Annotated in this window: 17 protein-coding genes, 1 pseudogene and 1 riboswitch; of the genes and pseudogenes, 5 read left to right on the plus strand and 13 right to left on the minus strand. The window is 40.0% G+C overall.

Features of this window, described 5'->3' with window-relative positions:
• The first annotated feature begins 7 nt into the window (after positions 1–7).
• Together UYK_RS0113500 and UYK_RS0113505 are read left to right on the plus strand one after the other, a co-directional pair.
• Positions 8–787 carry a phosphonate ABC transporter ATP-binding protein gene (locus tag UYK_RS0113500; RefSeq protein ID WP_009457233.1) on the plus strand — a complete coding sequence of 260 codons (780 nt, stop codon included), beginning with the start codon at positions 8–10 and terminating at the stop codon, positions 785–787.
• 52 nt (positions 788–839) lie between these two features.
• Positions 840–2,414: a PhnE/PtxC family ABC transporter permease gene (locus UYK_RS0113505; RefSeq protein WP_016871560.1), complete on the plus strand. Its 1,575-nt coding sequence runs from the start codon at positions 840–842 to the stop codon at positions 2,412–2,414.
• A 132-nt stretch (positions 2,415–2,546) separates the two neighbouring features.
• On the opposite strand, the gene UYK_RS0113510 is transcribed toward UYK_RS0113505, so the two are convergent.
• Together UYK_RS0113510 and UYK_RS27295 are read right to left on the minus strand one after the other, a co-directional pair.
• Positions 2,547–3,284 carry a glutathione peroxidase gene (locus UYK_RS0113510; protein WP_009457231.1) on the minus strand — a complete coding sequence of 246 codons (738 nt, stop codon included), beginning with the start codon at positions 3,282–3,284 and terminating at the stop codon, positions 2,547–2,549.
• A gap of 181 nt (positions 3,285–3,465) precedes the next feature.
• A pseudogene (locus UYK_RS27295) lies at positions 3,466–3,795 on the minus strand (alpha amylase); the annotation flags it as partial.
• Positions 3,796–4,742: 947 nt separating this feature from the next.
• Here UYK_RS27295 and UYK_RS0113520 point away from each other — a divergent pair.
• Complete coding sequence (locus UYK_RS0113520) at positions 4,743–6,812, plus strand: cation:proton antiporter domain-containing protein (RefSeq protein ID WP_009457229.1); 2,070 nt, start codon at positions 4,743–4,745, stop codon at positions 6,810–6,812.
• A 24-nt stretch (positions 6,813–6,836) separates the two neighbouring features.
• Here the strand turns inward: UYK_RS0113520 and UYK_RS0113525 are convergent, their stop codons facing one another.
• Both UYK_RS0113525 and UYK_RS0113530 read right to left on the minus strand, forming a co-directional pair.
• The gene (locus tag UYK_RS0113525; protein WP_009457228.1) at positions 6,837–8,252 is read right to left on the minus strand and encodes a hypothetical protein; all 1,416 of its coding nucleotides are present in this window, start codon (positions 8,250–8,252) and stop codon (positions 6,837–6,839) included.
• 356 nt (positions 8,253–8,608) lie between these two features.
• Positions 8,609–9,082 (minus strand): hypothetical protein, encoded by a 474-nt coding sequence (locus UYK_RS0113530; RefSeq protein WP_009457227.1) that lies wholly within the window; start codon positions 9,080–9,082, stop codon positions 8,609–8,611.
• Positions 9,083–9,597: 515 nt separating this feature from the next.
• Here UYK_RS0113530 and UYK_RS0113535 point away from each other — a divergent pair.
• Positions 9,598–10,851 (plus strand): glycoside hydrolase family 10-like protein, encoded by a 1,254-nt coding sequence (locus UYK_RS0113535; RefSeq protein WP_016871561.1) that lies wholly within the window; start codon positions 9,598–9,600, stop codon positions 10,849–10,851.
• 236 nt (positions 10,852–11,087) lie between these two features.
• On the opposite strand, the gene UYK_RS0113540 is transcribed toward UYK_RS0113535, so the two are convergent.
• Both UYK_RS0113540 and UYK_RS0113545 read right to left on the minus strand, forming a co-directional pair.
• A complete protein-coding gene (locus UYK_RS0113540) occupies positions 11,088–12,575 on the minus strand; it encodes a site-2 protease family protein (RefSeq protein ID WP_009457225.1) in 1,488 nt (495 codons plus the stop codon).
• 242 nt (positions 12,576–12,817) lie between these two features.
• Positions 12,818–13,024 carry a type II toxin-antitoxin system HicB family antitoxin gene (locus UYK_RS0113545; RefSeq protein ID WP_009457224.1) on the minus strand — a complete coding sequence of 69 codons (207 nt, stop codon included), beginning with the start codon at positions 13,022–13,024 and terminating at the stop codon, positions 12,818–12,820.
• 411 nt (positions 13,025–13,435) lie between these two features.
• Between UYK_RS0113545 and UYK_RS0113550 the strand changes: the two genes are divergently transcribed.
• The gene (locus UYK_RS0113550) at positions 13,436–13,789 is read left to right on the plus strand and encodes an MFS transporter (RefSeq protein ID WP_235182330.1); all 354 of its coding nucleotides are present in this window, start codon (positions 13,436–13,438) and stop codon (positions 13,787–13,789) included.
• A 147-nt stretch (positions 13,790–13,936) separates the two neighbouring features.
• Here the strand turns inward: UYK_RS0113550 and UYK_RS0113555 are convergent, their stop codons facing one another.
• The 7 genes from UYK_RS0113555 to UYK_RS26150 all read right to left on the minus strand — a co-directional run bounded on the left by UYK_RS0113555 (position 13,937) and on the right by UYK_RS26150 (position 21,825).
• Positions 13,937–14,962: an ABC transporter ATP-binding protein gene (locus UYK_RS0113555; protein WP_009457222.1), complete on the minus strand. Its 1,026-nt coding sequence runs from the start codon at positions 14,960–14,962 to the stop codon at positions 13,937–13,939.
• A complete protein-coding gene (locus tag UYK_RS0113560; RefSeq protein ID WP_009457221.1) occupies positions 14,959–16,056 on the minus strand; it encodes an iron ABC transporter permease in 1,098 nt (365 codons plus the stop codon). Before UYK_RS0113560 ends, UYK_RS0113555 begins: the two co-directional genes overlap by 4 nt.
• Positions 16,057–16,118: 62 nt before the next feature.
• Positions 16,119–17,330 carry an ABC transporter substrate-binding protein gene (locus tag UYK_RS0113565; RefSeq protein ID WP_016871562.1) on the minus strand — a complete coding sequence of 404 codons (1,212 nt, stop codon included), beginning with the start codon at positions 17,328–17,330 and terminating at the stop codon, positions 16,119–16,121.
• 44 nt (positions 17,331–17,374) lie between these two features.
• Positions 17,375–18,247 (minus strand): (2Fe-2S) ferredoxin domain-containing protein, encoded by an 873-nt coding sequence (locus tag UYK_RS0113570; protein WP_009457219.1) that lies wholly within the window; start codon positions 18,245–18,247, stop codon positions 17,375–17,377.
• A 121-nt stretch (positions 18,248–18,368) separates the two neighbouring features.
• Complete coding sequence (locus tag UYK_RS0113575; protein WP_026086462.1) at positions 18,369–20,426, minus strand: TonB-dependent receptor plug domain-containing protein; 2,058 nt, start codon at positions 20,424–20,426, stop codon at positions 18,369–18,371.
• A gap of 20 nt (positions 20,427–20,446) precedes the next feature.
• A riboswitch (cobalamin riboswitch) is annotated at positions 20,447–20,595 on the minus strand.
• A 296-nt stretch (positions 20,596–20,891) separates the two neighbouring features.
• Complete coding sequence (locus UYK_RS26985; protein WP_180966005.1) at positions 20,892–21,614, minus strand: hypothetical protein; 723 nt, start codon at positions 21,612–21,614, stop codon at positions 20,892–20,894.
• Between the two features lie 40 nt (positions 21,615–21,654).
• Entirely contained in the window at positions 21,655–21,825 is a 171-nt protein-coding gene (locus UYK_RS26150; RefSeq protein WP_157221825.1) for a hypothetical protein, read from the minus strand.
• Positions 21,826–21,911: the final 86 nt, after the last annotated feature.

The following is a 21,911-nucleotide window of genomic DNA, read 5'->3' on the forward strand; positions in this document are numbered from 1 at the left end:
TTTACCCATGAACCCACCTGCACCAATTTTTGCACTCAAAAACGTCAGCAAAAAATTTGGTCAAATTCCATCTCTGGTTGACATCAACTTGGAAATTTATCCTGGTGAAAGAGTTGCTTTTGTTGGTTCTAGTGGTGCAGGTAAAAGTACGCTGCTTAGCTTACTTAATGGTTCCTCCCAACCTAGCCAAGGCGAAGTTTGGATACTCGATCGCAACATAGCACGTCTGCGTCCGAAATCGCTGCGACAAGTGCAACGGCAAATTGGTACAATCTACCAGCAATTACATTTGGTGGATAACTTACGAGTAATTCATAATGTCAACGCTGGACATTTGGGAAGATGGTCATTTTGGCAAGCAGCTGTTTCTTTGATTTACCCACAGGAAGTAGAAACAGCAACCAAAGCTTTAATCCAGGTGGGAATCCCAGAAAAATTGTACGATCGCACTGATCGCCTTTCGGGAGGACAGCAACAACGAGTAGCGATCGCCCGTGTGTTAGTGCAAGATCCTGTGGCGATTCTGGCTGATGAACCAATTTCTAGTCTTGACCCAGAACGCAGTCGTGAGATTATGAATTTGTTGCGGGATTTGAGTGAGGAAACAGGAAAAACATTGATTTGTAGTTTACATGCGATTGAGTATGCCCGCAGTCATTTTCAACGAGTGATTGGGTTACGTCAAGGTAGGATTTTGTTTGATGCGCCTGCTGGGGAGGTGTCGGCGGCGATGGTGGAGGAGTTGTATAGAATTGAACCGCCAAGACGCCAAGGACGCCAAGGGTGATGAGATTAGGATATAAGAGGCTATCTCTATCTCCCTATTTTTTTGGGGTTTGGTGTGGTTGGTGGCGGTAATTTGGTCGCTACGTGTTGCTGGGGTGTTTCAAGGGGATTTGGTGAATGAGGGTGGGTGGAGTCTGGTTGTTGCTTTTGTGGTTGCTGTGGTTTCACCGGATTTGAGTCCGGAGTTTTTGTTGCTAACTTTCGATGCAATGTTGAAGACTCTGGCTTATGCGGTGTGTGGGACGTTTTTTTGTGTGGTGATTGGGTCGGTGGGTGGTGTTTTATCTAGTCAGGTGTGGTGGCAATCTCTAGGTAAGGGTTACAATTCTGCTTGGTTGGTGGTACGAGCAATTCTAGCAATCCCAAGAGCGATTCATGAATTGATTTGGGGATTGTTTTTCGTGAATATTTTTGGACTTGATCCATTGGTGGCGGTGTTGGCGATCGCTATTCCTTTTGGGGCAATTACTGCTAAGGTATTTTCGGAAATTTTAGATGAGACACCTCGTGAAGCGTTGTTTGCATTACTCAATAGTGGCGTACCTCCTGGAAGTGCATTTTTTTACACTCTTATTCCTCAAGCTTTTCCCAATCTACTTTCTTATAGTTTTTATCGCTTTGAGTGTTCAATTCGTTCAGCAACGGTATTAGGTATTATCGGTGCTGGCGGATTGGGTTATCAAATTTATCTGAGTCTCCAGTCTTTACGTTATCAGCAAGTATGGACTTTGATATTTGCATTGCTGTTATTGAGTGGTTGTACAGATTTTTTGAGTGGATGGTTACGTCAACAATTGCAATTACCTAGTCGTTTGGATTTAAATGTTCTGAAACTCAAACAACATTCTCACAATCACCCCATTACCTCATCCCCCAATCTATTCTTACTAGGTGCATTTGTTTTATTAATTTTTTCCTTTTGGTACGTTAAAGCTGATTTTGCCAAGCTGTGGGAACCACGTAGTGCGGAACGTTTAGCGGGAATTATTCAAGATGTTTTTCCCCCACAATGGATTGATCTAAATCAGTTATTTTTTCTTTCTACTCAAACTCTGGCTATGTCGATTTTAGCCATGACTAGTGCGGGTTTAGCCGGGATATTCCTTTCTTTTTTAGCAGCAAGGAGGGACACAGAGATGGGGAGAAATTTGTTCATTCCTCTATTAACACGATTTTTATTACTTTTTGCCCGGGCTGTACCGGAACCAATTTGGGCGTTAATCTTTCTATTTGTCTTATTTCCAGGAATTTTACCAGGTGCGATCGCTCTTGCTATCCACAATTTTGGTATTTTAGGACGATTGATGGCAGAAGTGATCGAAAATTTAGATCAACGTCCTTTACATTCTTTAACAGCTTTGGGTGCTAGTAACTCCCAAGTCTTTATCTACGGCGTTTTACCTGCCACTATTCCTCGCTTTCTTGCTTACATTCTCTACCGTTGGGAAGTCTGCATTCGCGCCACCGTGATTGTCGCTTTGGTGGGTGCTGGTGGCTTGGGGCGTCTGTTGACTGAACAACTGAGCAACTTTGACTACCAAGGTCTACTGACAACTTTAATTATTTTTATTGGTTTAACTTTTGTAGTAGATGTGATTAGTACTTCAGTGAGAAGGTTGTTGAGATAAGCCGTGAATTTTTCTTAGTGTCTTGGCGTCTTTGTGGTGAAGAAGATGATCTTTGAAACACAAAGACACTAAGACACTAAGAATTGAATCTTGTTTTTTTGCCCTTGATGTAGGTTCGTCCTGCACTCACTTTTATCTTGTAGCACTCAAATAAGCTGCCAAAGCTTCAGAACCACCAATGTGTTGACCATCGATAAATACTTGGGGAACGGTTGTTGCACCTGTGATCGCTTTTAAGGAGTGGGTTGTTGCATCTTGACCCAAGACAATTTCTTCGTAATCTAGGTTATTTTGCTTGAGCATGTCTTTAGCACGCGCACAGAAAGGACAACCAGGTTTTGTGAACAGGGAAACCAATTTAGGTTTTACTGCCTGTGGGTTAATATATGCCAGCATAGTCTCAGCATCAGATACCTTGAAGGGATCGCCTGGTTCTTCTGGTTCAATGAACATTTTTTCTACTACGCCATCTTTGACTAACATCGAATAGCGCCAAGACCGCTTGCCAAAACCCAAATCGGATTTATCGACTAGCATACCCATACCTTCAGTAAATTCACCGTTGCCATCAGGTATAAAAGTTATGTTGTCAGCTTTCTGAGCCTTTGCCCATTCATTCATCACAAAGGTATCGTTGACAGATATGCAGACAATGTCATCTACGCCATTTTCTTTGAAAGTTTTTGCCAACTGATTGTATCCCGGAACATGAGTCGATGAACAAGTGGGTGTAAAGGCGCCCGGCAGAGAAAAAACTACAACGGTCTTACTTTTAAATAAATCATCGGTTGTTACATTCACCCATTGATCATTCTGACGCAGGCGAAAGGTGACATTGGGAACTTTTCTTCCTTCACGGTATGGCAGCATTTAATTTACTCCTGGGAAACTTGCTAAATAAAGCGTAGTCGTTATGAGTATATTTGTCAAGATATTTCTCTACACCTTGGTGGGAATTTGGAGTGTGAAGGGTGTGAGGAGTGTGTAGACGCGCCCTGCGCGGCTTCCCGTAAGGGTGGAGTGTGGGGAGAATATTTATAGTAATATTCCCATCCACACCCCGATCTAACCACTGCTTAATTGCAGATTTAATATAGTTGCGGTACTGAATATTGTTTTCATTAAAAGTGGCTAGTCCTGATAATTCACAGTTATGAACTTGCCACTCATCTTCCCAATTTGTAACTTCACCGTAATGGTGATACCAATGGTCTTGATCATCATTAAAGTCAGCAATTTTCACGCCATCATCAGTGTAGAGAAATTCTAAATCAATTTCTGTATCTGATGGTGGTGTTTTGACAATTGCTTCGACTTCTGCGGTTGGGTTTTCTACTGTGTATTGAGTATCTGAAATTTGAGATGGAGGATTCGCTACCATGGTGAAATGATAAATTAGTTAAATTGATGGTAAATTTAGTGTTAAGAAAAGCTGTTTTGCAAAAATAGCTCTCTCATTTTTACGCTTCTTTCATCGCAAGTATCTGTTTATTTATAAAAGAAATACATCTATCTTTAGTTAGTATTTTTTAGGTCTTTAGATAGATTTACTAAATAAGCTTGATTCTATGTAATAGAAGGCTATTTTTCTTGTTTAGTTTATTTCTCACAAATGATATTTGTTTGAATAAAGCTTTATTAACATTGGCCTGTTTGTAATGCTTTAGTTCTCATTAACGTACCCCTAAAGACGGTTTTCTTTATTCAGCAAACAGATGCAGCAAAAAATAGAAAAATGGAATTGTACGATTTAGTTAAACATGATACTCTACCTCGTACATTGTGTTGTCAAGGTAGCAAGTTAGTTTTTGTAAACGAATACACTTAATCTATAGTGTTTCTCTTTACAAGCTCTCAATGCTTAGCTACTATGTCAAAAAAGATTCTATTTTTGCTTAATTTATGCTGATTTTCATAAATTACTCGCTAAATAACTGTGTGAGAGCTGTTTTGTTGATATTTTATTGTTAAAACTAAAAATCAACTTTACAGTCAGACATATTTATAGAACTATATTTATCTAACTACAGACAGTTTTTCATCTTGGGTAAGATAGACAAAATTAGCTAACGTTTAGTTAATATATTATGCTATCAAAATAATCATATATAAATCAAATTTTAAATACTATAGGACTCATATTTAATTTTTGAAAAAATCAGTACACCTCTAACTTCCTTCTTGCCTATTGCCTGTTGCCTCCTTACACAAGTATTTTCAGTAATCAAAATGGATCCTAGATATCATATTCCTTGTATAAGGAAACAGTAAAATAGTTGAGCGATTATTTGGATCGTAGAAATATTGAAATATTAAGAGGGTAAAAATTTGCTATTACAAAGTCCAATTATTGCATTCACAATTCTGCTATTAGTCATTTTTACTGTACCACCTATTTTTGAAAAAATACGACTACCCGGCTTGGTTGGCTTATTGATAGCAGGTGTAGTACTGGGTGAAAATGGACTCAATCTACTTAACTCTGAATCTGAAACAATTAAATTGCTATCGGAGATTGGTAAAGTTTATTTAATGTTCGTAGCAGGTTTAGAAATTGACCTTGGGCAGTTTCGTAAAACTAAAAATCGCTCAATTGGTTTTGGTAGCTTAACATTTTTAGTACCCTTAATTGCTGGAGTGATTGTTGGTAGATTATTTAATTTTAGTTGGAATACTTCTGTATTAATTGGTTCTTTACTTGCTTCGCACACTCTGTTGGCATATCCAATTGTTAGCCGCTTGGGAGTTGTGACAAATGAGGCTGTAACAGTCACAATTGGAGCTACAATTTTTACGGATACAGGTGCTTTGTTAGTGTTAGCAGTTTGTGTGGGCATTCACGGCGGAGAATTTACAGCCCTGAGTTTAATAACACTTTTAATTGGATTAGCAATTTACTCTGCTGTTGTTTTATTTGGTTTTGATTGGGCAGGAAAAGAATTCTTTCGACGTTCTGGTGATGAGCAAGGTAATCAGTTTTTATTTATCTTGCTGGCATTATTTGTAGCATCTGTAGGAGCGCAGGTAATTGGAGTTGAAAAAATTGTTGGTGCATTCCTAGCAGGTTTGGCTGTTAATGATGTGTTGGGACGTAGCCCTGTTAGAGAAAAAGTTGAGTTTATTGGTAGTGTTTTGTTTATCCCTTGTTTTTTTGTGGACATGGGATTATTAATTGATATTCCTGCCTTTATCAAAACCCTTAGTTCTATTTGGTTAGCTGCAGCAATTGTAGTAGCGTTGATTGGCAGCAAATTCATAGCAGCATTTCTAGCCAAACTATTGTACCGCTATAACACCGCAGAATTACTGACAATGTGGTCGCTATCACTACCTCAAGTAGCAGCCACACTCGCAGCAGCTTTAGTTGCCTATAAAACAGTTAACCCTGCGGGTGAACGATTAATCAATGAGGGTGTGTTGAATAGTGTCATTGTGTTGATGCTGGTAACTTCAATAATAGGTCCAGTAATCACAGCACGGTTTGCCAGCGCACTTATAGTTCCGCAGACAGACTGGGCAAAAGATAAATTATCTACGTGGTGGCAAGGAGATAGTTGTAATGTGGATGGACAAACGTACCATCCATTCACTGTTGTTGTTCCCTTATATAATCCTCAAACTCAGCGCTATTTGATCGAAATGGCTGCATTACTGGCGCGTCACGAATCAGGGAAGATTGTACCATTGGCGATCGCCAGAGGTCATGTGCAGATGGATGATCCGCGCTTAACAACAGCACTTGAGCAAAGTCAGCAACGCTTGCAGGGTGTTTTAGAAATTAGTCAAGAATTTGGTGTGGAAGTATCACCAGCTGTTCGGATTGATGATGATGTCGCTTTAGGAATTTGCCGTACTAGTCGCGAACAAAACGCCAATTTGGTTGTCATGGGTTGGTCGCGTAACACAGGTATTCGCGCCCGCTTATTTGGTACTGTGATTGATAGCGTGTTTTGGTCTTCTCATTGTCCAGTAGCAGTGACAAGATTATTGAGTAGTCCGACAACTATCCAGCGCATTCTTGTACCAGTGGGAGATTTAACCCGGCAAACAGTTGGTGCTTTGCGATTTGCCCAAATTTTAGCAGATGGGAATCAAGCAGAAGTAGTACTATTGCATGTGGGCGATCGCAGAACACCCCCAACTCAGCTTGATCAGTTCAAATCCCAACTGTCTGATATCGCTGCTCAAAGTAAGTTACAAGTAAATACTGCGATCCAAACAGTTATCGGTGATGACGTGGCTAGAGTCATCATTCATGAAGCCAAAAACTTTGACTTAGTGGTGTTGCGATCAACTCGTTATCGTACCGCCGGTGGATTAGCTGTGAGTGAAGTGACAACCCAGGTGATTAAAGAGTTAACTTGTTCAATTGTATTGCTGGGGGAACCTCATTCTTGATGAGTTTACTCCTTTAAAAAGACATCATTCCTGCGCCTCTCTAAGGAGCTGATTCCAGGCTGCAACTACAACCTGTAAATTTTGTGGTAAGCGATTCTGAGAAATATCGTTGTATTGAACAGTACCATTACTACTAGTGAGAGTATAGCTGATGTAATCAACCGCACCAGAAGGCGCAGGATAACTGAGATTCTGAAATTCCTTTGCTCCTTTTGCTGCGAGCAATTGCTGAAACTGTCGTAACTTCTGTAAAGAAACGTGGTGAACGCTACGTTCAGAATCATTAGCATCACCTATGCGAGTCCGCATCAAAAGTCCATCAGCTAATAAAACAGTTTCGTAGGTTCTACCCGCAAAACCACCACTAGAAATTTGCCGGAAAACTACACTACTATCTAAAAGCGGTGGTAAATTGCTAGTAGGAATTGGCAGAGGTTTAAGGCTATTATTAACAGTTATTTTACTAGCCTGTTTATCCAGCTTAATTGTATCTGGCTCACCAACTCGGTAAACTAAACGCTGTTGTCCATCACTGACAGTTACCCGCCAACCAAATACAACACTCGGCGCACATAAAATCAGGGGTTCGCTAATACCCAAACAGCGATCTGGCCATTCTCGCCTTTCTACACCAACTATCCGTAGCCGGGAAGCGGGTAATCCTAACTCTTCTTCTGCATCTGCCAAAATCGCATCAGCGATGGATTTTGGTAAAATGCTTTTACTTGCAGTTTGATTGAGTCTGACTTGAGAACCATCACGATTGGCGCGATAAACTAAACGTTGTTTTCCTGCTTGTACGTTTACTTCCCAAGCCTGTTGGGCAATCTGAATACAAGCCTCCCCAGGACGTGGCAAACCTAAACAGCCATCTGTGGTAATTTGTTTAAAGTTGACAATGCGTACACCAGAAGTGGGTAATCCTGTAAGTTGGGATGCAGCAGCTAAAACAGCATTTTTCACAGAAGTAGGTAATTTTTTTGATGGGTTATTTACAGGAGTTGCAGAATTAGCTAAGCGTAAAGAACGACCGTTACTATTAGTGTGATAAATCCAGTTCTGACTGCCATTAGATACAATTACCCGCCAACCCGGAACTAAAGCTTGGGTGCAGAATTCATCTGGTTTAGGTAATCCCAAACAACCATCGCGCCAAGTTTGTTGATTGTATGCAACTATTTTCAATTTGCTGGGCAAAACTCCTTGGGTGCGCGATACATCTCGTAGTACAGCCCTTGCCACTGGTAAAGGTAAGCCGTTATTTTTATTAGTTATTTCTAAAATTTCGTTTGCTGTGTCTGGCAAAATATTTCTGGGAGCAGCACTGGCATTTTTGATGAATGCAAGGTCGTTACCAACAGACAAAATACCAGTTAATATCAAAGCAGTGAAAATTTTTACTTGTTTAGTGGTAGGATAATTTTTTGAGGTGGTTTTCATGAGAATATTGCCAAATAAAAAAATAATAATTAGCTATAGTCATTAGTTGAATTTTAACTAACGACATAAGCACAGAAGTATCCAAAGATAAATCTATATTTCGTCTCATTCCTAAATCAATCAGGATGTTTCTTGGTGTTTTTGAACACAGATATACAACTGGACGTAAATGGATTTACCTTTTGTTCCTAAGGCACAGGTATTGCTTGTAATTGTAATTAGGATTACAGTTACTCAACGAAAACACCCTGGCAAATGAGCGAAATTCGATTCATGACAACTACAAATTTAGAGCGGAATAATTCGCTGTGTGATGCTATCCCTTTTCGGCAGATTTTCTGTGGGGGTTCAGCTTTTTAGACTAAAATATGATCGGGCAAATCAATTCTAATCGTCGTAGCCGCCCAGTCTTTGAGATCTGGCGCTAACAAGAGGAGTTTGCGTAGGATTTCATCGTTTACCCACAATACCAAGGGAAACTGAAACTGTTTACGAAACTCATCGCGCATTAAATTTGTGGAAATGATGAGTTGATTAATTGCGACTACGGACTCTAAACCATCTACTATTAGTGCTTCGGGATGATTAGAGCCAATGGCACTGCTAATAGTGGTATAAAGGGTTTGTGCAGAAGCAGGCAGAGATAATTGTGCGATCGCTATCGGTAAAAATTCATTTAACAAACTCATTAACTGCTGTTTATTGCTAGAGTTACAGCAGACCAAAAGTAGGGAAAATTGACCTTGGGAAAGAGTTATCGCCCTCGCCAACCTCGCAATAGCAGCTGTAGTGCTTGTATTATCATCTTGTGTCTTAATTAAGTTGATCATTAATTTGACCTAAGTATATTTTTTATAGTTTTCTAAATAACCAGCAATACTATGCATCTACTGAGAAACAAGGCGATAACTAGGTAAAACTAAGGACATCATTGAGTTTTGACCTGATAATTATACCCATAGTAATTTTAACAAAGAGTGTGGTGTATCACCCCAAAATTACGCATAAATTTACGTAATTTTGCTCAAGATGAACTTTTGGACAAAAATTAGGTTGATGTTGCACGTAATATCATGTTCGTTTGAAGACTTATCATATCTGTGAAGATCGGTAATTGGTAATTGGTAATGGGTAATGGGAAAAATCTCTTGCCCAATGCCCAACTGCATCAGAATAATATCGTAAGTAATTAGCCGGACTTGATATAAGTGGGAATAACCGCTAACTACTAACTATTGACAAATGACTATTGACCATTGACAAACTTGCGCAACTTCTTGGAGATCTGCGCAGTCATAGGTGATGATTTGTTGAAGGCTATGTGAAATTTTGTACCCAATCAATGATGAAAAAGTTTGTTAAATCTTGTCGGCAGTTGTTTGTGTGGAACATTCGTCAAAGTAGTCACCGCAACCTAGCGTTTTTTGCTGTGGTGGTTACTTTGTCAATGATTGCTACAGTGATGCTATCTTTTCCCCTATCGGCTCAAATACCTACGCGCCCGCAAATAGCAGAGTTACGGGGGGTGTGGTTAACTAATATTGATAGCAATGTGCTGTTTGAACGCGATCGCCTCAAGAGTGCATTACAAAATCTCAAACAGCTGAATTTTAACGTTGTCTATCCGACCGTGTGGAATTGGGGTTGGACGCTGTATCCTAGCAAAGTTGCCCAAAAGGTGATTGGGCGATCGCTTGATCCAGAACCAGGTCTACAAGGGCGAGATATGCTTAAAGAAGTGGTCAACGTTGGGCATCAACAAGGCTTAACAGTCATTCCCTGGTTTGAATTTGGCTTTATGGCCCCTGCCGACTCCCAACTAGCAAAACGTCGCCCACAATGGTTAACTAGTCGTAGAGATGGTAGTAAAATTTGGAAAGAAGGTACTCATGATCGAGTGTGGCTAAATCCCTTCCGACCGGAAGTGCAACAATTCATCCAAGATTTAATAGTAGAAATAGTTAGGAACTATGACATTGATGGCATCCAATTTGATGATCATTTTGGCTTACCATCAGAGTTAGGATACGACGCTTATACAGTTGCACTATACAAAAAAGAACACGGTGGTAAAGCGCCTCCTGCCAACTCTAAAGATCCAGAATGGGTACAGTGGCGCGCCAACAAAATTACCAACTATATGAAGCGGGTATTTACAGCGATCAAAGCCGCAAATAAGAACTGTATTGTCTCCGTAGCACCTAATCCGCAACGCTTCTCCTACGAATTCTTTTTAGCAGACTGGCAAAAATGGGAAAGAATGGGACTTGTGGAAGACTTAGTTATACAAGTTTATCGAGACGACCTGAATGTTTTCACGAGTGAATTAGAATACCCAGAAGTCAAAGCTGCTAAAAGTCACATACCCGTAAGTATCGGTATTATCACAGGGTTAAAACGCAAATTTGTACCGATGACACAGATTAACCAACAAGTGCAACAAGTACGCGATCGCAACTTTGCTGGCGTCTCCTTCTTTTTCTACGAAAGTTTGTGGAACATGACTAAAGAAGCACCACAACAACGTCAAACAGGTTTTAAAAATCTTTTCCCCACAGGAACATCCTACCCAAATCTACTAGCCGGGTGGAAGCCGTGAATTAGTTGGTGGTTGGCAGGTAGTTGATGGTTGTTCGGAAATTATATCATGTCCGTTTAAAGACTTATCATATCTGTGAAGACCGGTAATTGGTAATTGGTAATGGGTAATGGGAAAAATCTCTTGCCCAATGCCCAACTGCATCAAAATAATATCGTAAGTAATTAGCCGGACTTGATATTACTAACTACTAACCACTAACTACTAACAACCAACAACCAACAACCAACTATTCATTATCCAATTCCCAATCGCCCAGCTAAACCGGGAGTCAGGGGTAAAAGAGTTGCAACCATTAAGAATAAAGCCAACAAACCTAAAGCGGCGCGTGCATCGTCTGGTTCGCTGATTTCATTCAAGCTGGGGCGTTCTAAGTCGCGTTGTAAAAACAGAATGACGATCGCCCAGTACATCGCTAAAGGATTACCTAAAGCTACTAATCCCAGCAAAATTAAAGTTGCAAAGGTCGTTCTACCAGCAATTTTGCGCCCGTAGATGGCTTGGACAATCCGCCCACCATCAAGTTGTCCAGCAGGCATCAAGTTTAAAGCTGTGATTACCAATCCCAGCCAACCAATAACTACCAAGGGATGCACATCTACCAATGGTGACTGCAAAGCCGAACCCAGCACAACCCGTGCTAAACTGCCTACCAAAATTGAACCTTGGAAAAACTGATTGGGTAATTGAAACATACTCCCTGGATGGGAAAGCAGCAATCCAGCAATCAGCATCAACACAGATACAATTCCTCCAGCAGCTGGGCCAGCCAAGGCTATATCAAATAATACTTTACGGTTAGGTAACAAAGACTCAAAGCGAGTAATTGCTCCAAAAGAGCCGATTTGTACTGCCGGTAAAAAGTAGGGCCAGCTGAGGCGGATGTTGTGACGGCGGGCAAGTAACCAATGACCGATTTCATGGGCCAGTAAAATTACTAAAATCCCCAAACCAATAGGTAAAGTTTCTGGTAAACGTGCAACATTGGCAAACAAATCAAAACCTTGCAGGATGCCCGACGCTTCTAAACTTGTGGCAACTGTTGATACCAGCAGAATTATGGCAAATACTTTTTGCGATACGCTCATCGGACGCGGATCATTGCGGCTGGGTAGGACAATCACCACCGGTTTACCCTCAGTATTTTCAACTAAATAAAGGCGATATTTATCACCTAGAGCCTCCTGCAACTTCGCAGTTAGACGGTTGTGAACCATCTCTGCTTCTCCTCGCAGATTACCTTTAAAGATGGCTCCTTCTTGATAAGCAATAGTTTCTGTGGCAAAAAACGTATCCAGACCGAAAATACTTTTGATAGCATTCAAATCTGCTTCTGGGATTGGCAGAACCTCCAATTTTACCTGTGTAGGTTCCACCGTCGGTGTTGTTTCTGGTGTCGGAGCGGATTCTTGCTCAGCTAGCTTTTGTGTGGCTCGCTGTCTGAGAATTACATCTTGTCCAGCTGCCCTTAACTGTCTACCCAAATAGATGTAAATTGCCGTAGAAACTACCAGTAACAAGAGAATGGCGACAATATTGATGTAAATCCCGGCTGCAAATAAGCCAAAAAACACTAGCCAGGGAGCCATTAAAACCACTGACTGTAACCAGGCAAAGATTCCCAGCTTGCCATAGGGTCTGGCACGATAAAAGCCCCAACCCAAGATTCCGAAAGCGACTAATAAAATTGTCGCAATAATAGGAGTCTCTGATGCAGTAAACATTTCCAAACCCTTCGCTTTGCAAAATCAAGCCTGAATTTAGTCAGGTGTTCACATACATTAATAATTTATCAATAATATGTGATGGGATTGCGATCGCTTTTCATCTTCGATTCTGACTTTGCACAGAAAGCGAAATACATAAAGAAATTAATGTAACGTGAGTTCGATGGAACTAAAAAACGGCAGGAGGTAGTGCAGGCAAATCTTTTGGGTAAATATCAATACAGGTAAAGCAGAACCCATTAGGCGACGACCTCAACCTGATAGGTCTCCACAGTCAGCGGCATCCCACGCTCTGCCCGAACCTGTAAACAAGCCGCGATCGCATCTTTGATATTTTCAAGAGCTTCCTGTTTCGTCTGACCTTGACTCACACACCCAGGAATACTGGGACACTCCACTACCCAAATTCCATCCTCGTCACGATCAAGCGTTACGCTAAATCTCATAACTCGTTTCCTCGACAAAAAGTATCGCTTTTACTATTTTACCTTGTTGTCACTAAACGCTTTTTCAAGAAGCTACTTTAGCTAGAGTGAGATGATAATTCATGGCTTTAGCAAAGGTTTGAGGTTCGATTTTATTGAATGAACAAAAACTGAATTAGGACATTTGACATCGTAACCTCAAAGCAGATTTCTAACTTGTGTCACTGTTTATAACGCTTTATCTTTTTTCTCTAATTCTAGGCTGAAACGCTTTGATACTGTCTCTAATAATAGCGTTCAAATTGATACCTACACCTGCAATGTTGGGCTTGAGTTCCAACCACTCTGATTTATCAGCAATGTCTTCTGCAAGCGCCTTTCGAGCTTTGGGTGAAATAATTCCGTAATCAGTTGGTGTAATTCTATAACTGGTTGACCGTTACGGCTGGACGAAATGGGGACACTAGCTTCAAAGCACTAGTCAATTTCTGTCGTCGTCCTGGGATGTGGCGTTGGCTACTCATTTTAGTTCTGTACCCACTAGGTGACAGCATGGCAAATTCTATGTTTAAACCTCCACTAGTCGATATTGGACTGTCATTGGAGGAAATTGGCTGGTTATTGGGAGTTGTAAGTGCGGGTATAGGAATCTTGGGGGCATTGGCTGCCGGATTTTTGATTAATCCTTTGGGACGCAAGCGATCGCTAATTGTCTTTGGTGTGATGCAGACGATCGCCGTAACGGCTTATATTTTACCTACTGTCGGTGTAACCAATCTAGTTTAGTTTGTCGCCGCTCAGCTAAGTCGTTAAAATAAGTTTGCTATTTCATAAAGACAGTAAATAAGCCTTGAATTGTTATGCGATCGCTCCCGCATTCCGACTGCTAACTCGACAGGTGAGAGAATAACCCCAACAGATGTAACATTCTAACTACCTCACTAGCGGGGCGACTTTGTTCAAAAATCGAATCAACTCATACATCGAGTTTTGTTCCGACACAGCACCGTTGTACCTCACCTGCCAAAAAACTTTTTCACTTGTAGATATCACCTCTATACAAAGCTGGGAATTGCTATCTGATACCACAACAAATCCAGCTCGTTGCAAACCACGCTTTGTCCACATTACTTTCATACCCTCACCTAAAAGACTAACTTTGCCACGAATCGGTGTATGGAGATGAAACTCACCAGTGTATACGTCAAATTCCACACCTTCGCTCTGAAAAGCTTCAGTAAATACACCAGTTAAAACTAAATCTTCCGGTGCGCCGATATGTAGAAAACCACCTTCTGTTAGAAGCCAAACTTTATCAGCAAGGCGCAAAGCTAAATCCAAATCGTGAGTTGAAAGCAAAATCGCCTGATTTGTTTCTCTCACCAAACACCGCAATAATTGCATAATCTCCACACGGCGGGGTAAATCCAAAAAAGCTGTTGGTTCATCTAATAGCATTAAAACAGGTTCTTGTGCTAAAGCCCGCGCAATCATGATTTTTTGGCGTTCACCATCGCTGAGTTCACTAACATTGCGCTTTGCTAAATCTGTAGCTCCTACACTTTCAATTGCCCATTTAACTATTTTTTCATCTTTAGAAGTTAACTTTCCCCACCAATCAGTGTAAGGATAGCGCCCCATTGCTACCAAAGCGTAAGCTGACAATATTCCGACCTCAACTTTCTCAGTGAGTATTAAACTTAGACGCTTTGCTAATTCCTGCGGTGCTAACTTGTAAATGTCCTTTCCTTGAAGTTGCACTTTACCTTTGATGGGGGGTTGTATTCCCGCCAAGGTTCGCAGCAAAGTAGATTTCCCCACCCCATTTGCACCCAGCAAGCAGACGAGTTCACCTGTGTTTAGAGATGCAGAAATATCAGATGCAACAATGCGAGTAGCACGCCGTGATCTTTTGTAACCAATAGTTAGGTTACTCGTATGGAGAATCACATCATTCATTTGGGAAAAGATGTGCGAGAATTACGACGCAAAATTACCCAAGTCACAACCGGAGTACCTATCAAAGCAGTCACAGAATTTAGAGGTAATATCGTTTGACGAACTGCAAGCTGTGACAGTAAATCTGCAATTAACGCGCTTATTGCTCCCATAAAGATAACAGCAGGGATCAAGACTCGATGTTCTGAAGTGTTGAACAAACTGCGACAAAGGTGAGGAATTGCTACACCTAAAAAAGCGATCGGACCACAAAAAGCGGTAATCGCACCTGCTAAAATAGAGGCACTGGTAATAATCCAGAATCTTGCTTGTTGCACGCCTAAACCGAGACTACGAGCATAAGCTTCACCAAGAAGTAAGGCATTTAAAGGTTTAGATAGCATTACCGAAATCAACAATGCTAAGAGTACAACAGGCGCTAAGACTAACATTTGTCGCCACGTTACACCAGCAAAACTACCGAAAGTCCATTGTAAGTATGATTGGATTTGCTGAGTTTCACTAAAATGCAGCAAAATACTAACAACAGCACTGGTTGCATAACCAAATAATAATCCCAAAATCAGCAGTGTCATTGTATCTTGGACACGGCGAGCAACTAGTAATACTAATCCTAAAACTAATGCTGCACCTAGACTGGCTGCCACCACTAAACTAAAATCACCTATTATTCCTAAGTCTTTAAATAACACACCCACACCAGTAATATTTGCTGTTAGTACCACTAGCGCTACTCCTAAAGCAGCACCAGAACTAATTCCTAACACAAATGGCCCTGCTAATGGATTTCTAAATAGGGTTTGCATTTGTAATCCACTTACTCCTAAAGCAGCACCGGCGAAAGTTGCAGTTAAGGCTTTGGGTAAGCGAAATTTGAAAATAATAGTAGTCCAAGTTGCTTTTTCTGCTTGTCCTCCTAATAGTATGGTGACAACTTGTTGAATGGGAATTTGGACTGAGCCTAATGCTAAGTCTAGTAAAAAGGCTAAAATTAAACCTGTGAGTAGGGTAAAAAAAATTAGAGGGTTTATTTCTAAGACTTTTGGGATTTTTGTTGATGAAAAGTTTTTGAATTTATGCTTGATTGGGAACATGATCAACACTAATTAGGAATCTTTCTAAATTCACACTAGATATAAGTCATGTTAAATTACTATTATTTTTCAAGTTTCCGGTAGTAAACTAGCTGATGATTGGGTAATATTTCTGGATGTAAAATTTTAATTAAGTCAGATAAGACGATATCAGGGTTGCTGGTTCCGCTTTCCCAGTAGTCGTTACCACCACTATTATTGACACGAGCGTTGTTATTATAAACATTACCTGTTTTTACGGCTGCAAAATTAGCATAGCGATTATCTTCAGATATTACATCTTTTAAACTTTGCCAAGATTGACTAAGATTAAGCCAGTAATCTGCACTTGCAGCACGTTGAAAAACATTTTCAAATGATAAAGGCTTACTACCAGAAGAATTATCTGCACAAAGATAGTTAGAACCTGCATCAGCTAAATATTTCGCTACATAACTTTGACATCCTGGTATATACCAGACACCTTTAAAATTGAATCCTGTAAAGACAGTTGGACGATTTTTAACAGATTTTGTTTTGGAAGCGATATTTTCGTATTTGGTAGAGATTTGATTAAAGGTTTTTTGAGCAATATTTTCTTGATTAAAAAACAAAGCAGTAAATTTCAACCATTCTGCATGTCCAAGTGGAGATGTTTCCATATACTCGGCGTTAATTGCTACTTTTAAACCGGCTTCTATTAACTTATGATGACTATCTATTTGTGGATTTCCTACTCCATAAGTCATGATTAAATCTGGATTTAATTCTAAGATTTTTTCGATGTTTATACTCTCACTATTACCAACCTCTGCTACTTTACCAGCTTTTATCTTCTGGATAACTTCTGGTGTGTTTACTCTTTTTGTATCGCTGACACCGATAAGCTTATCGACTAATCCTAACTTTGCAAAATGTGGTAAATGAGTTGTAGAAAGTGAAACGACTGTATTTATAGGTACTGTAATTATTTGGCTTGATTGAAAATTCTTTGGTGCGGGTGTTCCACATTGTACTAAAATATATTGAAAACCTGTCTTTGCATTTTGCCAAGGATTTTTGACTGTTACTAGTTTATAGTTTTTGTGATATTCCACATCAAAGCCTGTGGCATAATTTATAGTAACTTTGTCAGGAAAGTAGTCGATGTTATGATTATAATTGTGGACGCATCCTTTAGTGTCTTTTGATGTAGTAATAGTTGTACGATGACAAGCGATCGCCAAAATAGCAATCAATAAAAATTGACACAAATATATCAAAACTTTGGCTTGGCGAAATATTATTATTTTCATCTGAAAATTTTGCAGAAATAACTACATTATTGATTTGTAGTTATTTAAACCGATTCTGGTGGATAGGAATTAGTAACTACTTTTTTACCTTGAACCAAATGTTCTTTGACAATTGTTTCGGCGACATTTGGCTGAACGCGAGTGTACCAAGTTCTATCCTCTGAATAAAATACTACAGGGCCAAGTTTACAAACTTCCAAACAGCCAGATGTTCTCACTTCTATATCTAAACCTGCTTTTTCAACTGCTGCTTTGATTGCGTCAAAAGTAGGCTTCCAGTTTTGAGAAGGAAGACAACGGCTAGAAGTACAAACAGATATATATGGATGCTTTAAGGGATTTTTAGAAAACGGAATTGGCTTTTTACCTAACACATAAATATCTCGCAGTTCTTCATAAAGAACTAATTTCGATAAGTTTGGTTTTCCTTCTGGTAATAAATTTTCTTCTTCAACATACGGATTAGGTAAGAAGATTGTCATCAAATTTTCGCCTGCACCATTCCAAAAATCAATTCCCCAACTTCTCGGATTTCCTTCTGCATTAAAACGTCGATAAAAAGCAGCACGATTAACTTGACGCTGTTGCCTTAATTCTAGTGGTGTTTTACAATGAGGACCACCCAAATTTGCTTCAATACATAAGTGAAGATGCCAACCTTCCGTTACTACAGTCAGATATCCATCATAAAGAATGCAAATTTTAGGTGCAGCAGTAAATTCTAATTCCAACACACCACCTTGGACAATGTGTCCTACTCCTACTTGGTGCCAATTATCCTGAAATAATGTGTAAAGTAGTGGCGATAAAACATCGCAACTGCAATCAAAATCCTCATATTCTATATAACCGCCTGTTGGTGAAGGTTCGGTTACGGTATGATGTAATGGTGTTACCCAAAGATTAAATTCACTCATGGCAATTTTGATTTTGAGTTATTTATATCTAAAATGAAGTCATCTGTGTGCATCGCCTTGCACAGTGGTCAATTTCCAAAACATAAACTTTGTCATAGTTTTAATTCACCTCAGCTATCATCTAAAAACTTGAACTTAAACCAATTTGAAAAACTCTACCTGCATCAGGATAACCAGGAAATAATTGATATCGCTGATTAAAAATATTATCTACACTACCAGTAAATACTAAATTATTATTTAGTGGCACTCGAATTTTCAAATCAAAAGTAGTATATCCAGGTAAGGATTCTGTATTAGTATTGTTGGTTGGATATGCGCCGAGGGAATGCATGAGTATTCCCATATATAATCCTGCTGGTGTTTCATAAGAAATTCCTAAATTCAAACTATCTGCACCAGCAAACCTTAATTCATTTCCTTCTTCCGCAGAGTTAGCACTTGATAATATGCGTGGGTTATTAAGTGTATAATTGACAAAACCATAGATATTTTTTGCAAATTGTACATTCAAAACAGCTTCAATTCCTGTGGTACGAACTAAGCCGATATTTTCATAAGTACCTACAGGAACTACAAAGTTATAAGCAATTAAATCTGAGATAGTATTGCTGAAGTAGGTTAAGCGTAATAAACCAAAGTTCCAAAGTTTCTGGTCAATCCCAATATCATAGCTATCACCTTTTTCAGGTTTCAAATCTGGATTTCCAACAAAGCTAGAACCTCTAGCATATAAATTAAAAAGAGTTGGAGCGCGGAAATTCCGAATATAATTAGCTCTGAGGGTAGTAGAGTCAGTCAGTACTAGTTTTGCACCTACACTTGGTGATGTAAATGAGCCATTTGTTAAACTACTAAAATCTTGGCGTAAGCCAAAGTTCATCGTGAAATCAGGAGTAAAATTAATTTCATATCTCGCAAACAGCGCTCCTTGAGAGATGCTATCGTCATAACTAGTTGTTTTTTGATCAGTTAAATAGTTGAAAGTGCTGTTACGCGCTGAAGTATTACGGTAATCAAAGCCGTATACTAAAACTTGATTTTTAGCAAAGTTCCAACTATGCTGTGCTTGAATTCCGTAGGAATTTTGCTCGTTGTCATATCGCGCCGAAAATGAAGCACCACTATCAAAACGGGTATTCAGAAAATCTGCGTAAAGTTTAGCTGTAAGTAGAGAATCGTTTCCCGAACCTAATTTTGAGTTCCAGGTTAAATCAGTCAGAACTTGGTCTGTGTATTTGCGATCGCGCTCCGTTAAGGAGTTAAAATAACCTTGTCCAAACAGAGGTTCAGGAATGGGAACGCCTCCCGGTACTCCCTGTTCTTTTCCTAAATATAAGCTTGAGAGGATGAGGGTATTGCGTTTACCTAAATTCGCTTCTAACTTGACATTGAAGTTGTTGTAGAGAACATCATTATTTTTCCTGGTTCCTTCAAAGTCAGCTTCTGGAATCGCAAAAGGATAATTATTTTCGGCTTGGATGCGATTATATCCCAAAACCCAACCGATATCACCTGATTTCCCGCTATTGTTAATAGTCTGCTGATTGAGTCCATATGCACCAAAAGTAACACCTGCTTGCGTTGTCACTTTCTCGGTGGGACGACGAGTGATAATACTAATCACACCTCCGATTGCAGAGGAACCGTAAAGGGTAGAACCTCCTCCAGGTAAAACTTCTATTCGTTTAATAATGTTGCTGGTAATTTCGGAAAGGTCAAAACTACCGCCACCAAGGTTGTTAATCGGTCTACCATCAAGTAAAATCAATACTTGTTCGGAGTTTGAACCCCGAATAAATTGACCACTTAAGGCATTTACTTCCGTCCCAACTGTCCCATCAGGTAAAATACCAGGAAGGAAACGCAACGCTTCTCTGACATTGCGCGCCCCCTGGGCTTCGATTTCTTCACCTGTAATCACATATACTGGTCGGGTGGAATCTCTGACTGTCCCTTCGCGACGAAAGGGAGAGAAAACAGGCTGATTCAATAGTGTGTCGATGACTGTCAGTTCAATATCTGGTTCTTGTTCATCTGTATTTTGGGCAAATTTTTCTGGTTGTGGAATTTCGACCGCACACACAGCATAGTTCCACAGTATCAAAGTTGTCATTGCACCTATGCTACACGCAATGACCCTTACCGCCCAACGGCAATTAAAGAGAATATTTCGCATCTGTACCTCGCAGATGGGTGTATGTTTTTTTACCTCTGGCGGGCATTCTGACTAAGAGACAATCTTGTTAGTCTCATCACAGCTGCGGGACAGCATCGGACTTACACCGAATTTTCCCCGTTACCTCTGATGGCTGTGCCCCATCAGAACCAAGGTCTGCCTGTAAATTAACATGCTCGTATATCAAATGTAAATTAAGAATTGTTGCATTTAGGTTTGTAGAGCGATCGCTCAAGACATCTTTTACAATTTCTGGGTTAACAGCGAGCTAAATTTCTTCGTTCAATAATGGATTTGTTGTCATATTTCTACTCCTCCACAGGTAGATGTTTTCACATCACAAACAAGAGTGCATCTCAACTGAAGCGAGATGGAAACACGAGAAGCAGCCTTAACTTCTGTGGATTGTACAACTAATTGTAATAATAATTATTTTAGTTTCAAGATGGGTGGGTTGGCGATCGCTTATATGTATTTAATCGCTAGCATAGTCAGCATTCCCATCACGACAAACAACAAAGCAATACCGTATCCTCGACCAAAACCAATGAATTTGCCGACGCTTCCAGCTAATAACCCTGTAGGGGTAAGTAATGGCTCGAAAACTTGATCGGCTAATGGCCCTGCAATCAGATAAGCAAGCGGTAAAGATACCAAGGCGAGCATACTTCGCACAGCAAATACCCGTCCCTGGACAGCAGGTGCGACTTTGCTCTGCCAGATGGCTTGACTTATATAGTCTAAATGAGCAAGGGCATTGGCTCGATGATTTAGCTGTTGGTAAGTTAGAGACGCGACATGTCGCGTTTCTACATCTGCAAAGACGATGGCGATCGCATCAGGATGTTGTGCTGCGATCGGCTCAAAGTGTTGATGGATACAGCAGTCTTGGGGATATTGGGTAGCGGTATTATTCCACTCCACAAGTAACATCTGCCGTTGGCGATCGCCCAAAAGACATTGAGATTCGTAATGTGCCAACGGCTGTGCAGACATTGCTGTCAGCGTTTCTGTAAAATAACTGCCAATAGTCTCTAACTGAGCATGAGTTATTTGTGTCAAATCACACTCTAAATCGAGTTGTATACACTCTGAGGCATGATTGAGATTAAACTCAGACCGCAACGTAAAATGAGTTTCACCAAAACCCCTCGCCCCCAGAATTTCCAAATCTTTGAAACTTTGCAAACTCTCATAAACATGAAAGTGAGTGTAATTAAAGACAGTTTCAACCAGGGGCTGGAGAGCCTGAAAACCGGTCAGGGGAAATCGGGACATCTAAAAAGCCGATTTCCGGTTTATCTGTGGTGTGGTGACTCACCACCCAACGGGCTAGTTTTGTGGTGACACAACCTGCTAATTTTTGCTTCCAAAAGTTTTGAGATTTAGGCGATCGCAATGATAAAATTTTTGTTATTAAAAAATAATATTTAATACTGACCAAATAGTAGATTTATTATGCTTCTCAAAAAACATAAAAAAACT

This window comes from Fischerella thermalis PCC 7521 (assembly GCF_000317225.1).
Lineage (GTDB): Bacteria > Cyanobacteriota > Cyanobacteriia > Cyanobacteriales > Nostocaceae > Fischerella > Fischerella thermalis.

Bases quoted from the DNA above. Each gene is read 5' to 3' on its own strand.
- UYK_RS0113570 (WP_009457219.1), bottom strand. From the start codon at position 18,247: ATGAGTGAATTTAATCTTTGGGTAACACCATTACATCATACCGTAACC.
- UYK_RS0113540 (WP_009457225.1), bottom strand. From the start codon at position 12,575: ATGTTTACTGCATCAGAGACTCCTATTATTGCGACAATTTTATTAGTC.
- UYK_RS0113500 (WP_009457233.1), top strand. From the start codon at position 8: ATGAACCCACCTGCACCAATTTTTGCACTCAAAAACGTCAGCAAAAAA.
- UYK_RS0113525 (WP_009457228.1), bottom strand. From the start codon at position 8,252: ATGAAAACCACCTCAAAAAATTATCCTACCACTAAACAAGTAAAAATT.
- UYK_RS0113555 (WP_009457222.1), bottom strand. From the start codon at position 14,962: ATGAATGATGTGATTCTCCATACGAGTAACCTAACTATTGGTTACAAA.
- UYK_RS0113565 (WP_016871562.1), bottom strand. From the start codon at position 17,330: ATGAAAATAATAATATTTCGCCAAGCCAAAGTTTTGATATATTTGTGT.
- UYK_RS0113575 (WP_026086462.1), bottom strand. From the start codon at position 20,426: ATGCGAAATATTCTCTTTAATTGCCGTTGGGCGGTAAGGGTCATTGCG.
- UYK_RS0113510 (WP_009457231.1), bottom strand. From the start codon at position 3,284: ATGCTGCCATACCGTGAAGGAAGAAAAGTTCCCAATGTCACCTTTCGC.
- UYK_RS0113545 (WP_009457224.1), bottom strand. From the start codon at position 13,024: ATGAGATTTAGCGTAACGCTTGATCGTGACGAGGATGGAATTTGGGTA.
- UYK_RS0113560 (WP_009457221.1), bottom strand. From the start codon at position 16,056: ATGTTCCCAATCAAGCATAAATTCAAAAACTTTTCATCAACAAAAATC.
- UYK_RS0113530 (WP_009457227.1), bottom strand. From the start codon at position 9,082: ATGATCAACTTAATTAAGACACAAGATGATAATACAAGCACTACAGCT.
- UYK_RS0113535 (WP_016871561.1), top strand. From the start codon at position 9,598: ATGAAAAAGTTTGTTAAATCTTGTCGGCAGTTGTTTGTGTGGAACATT.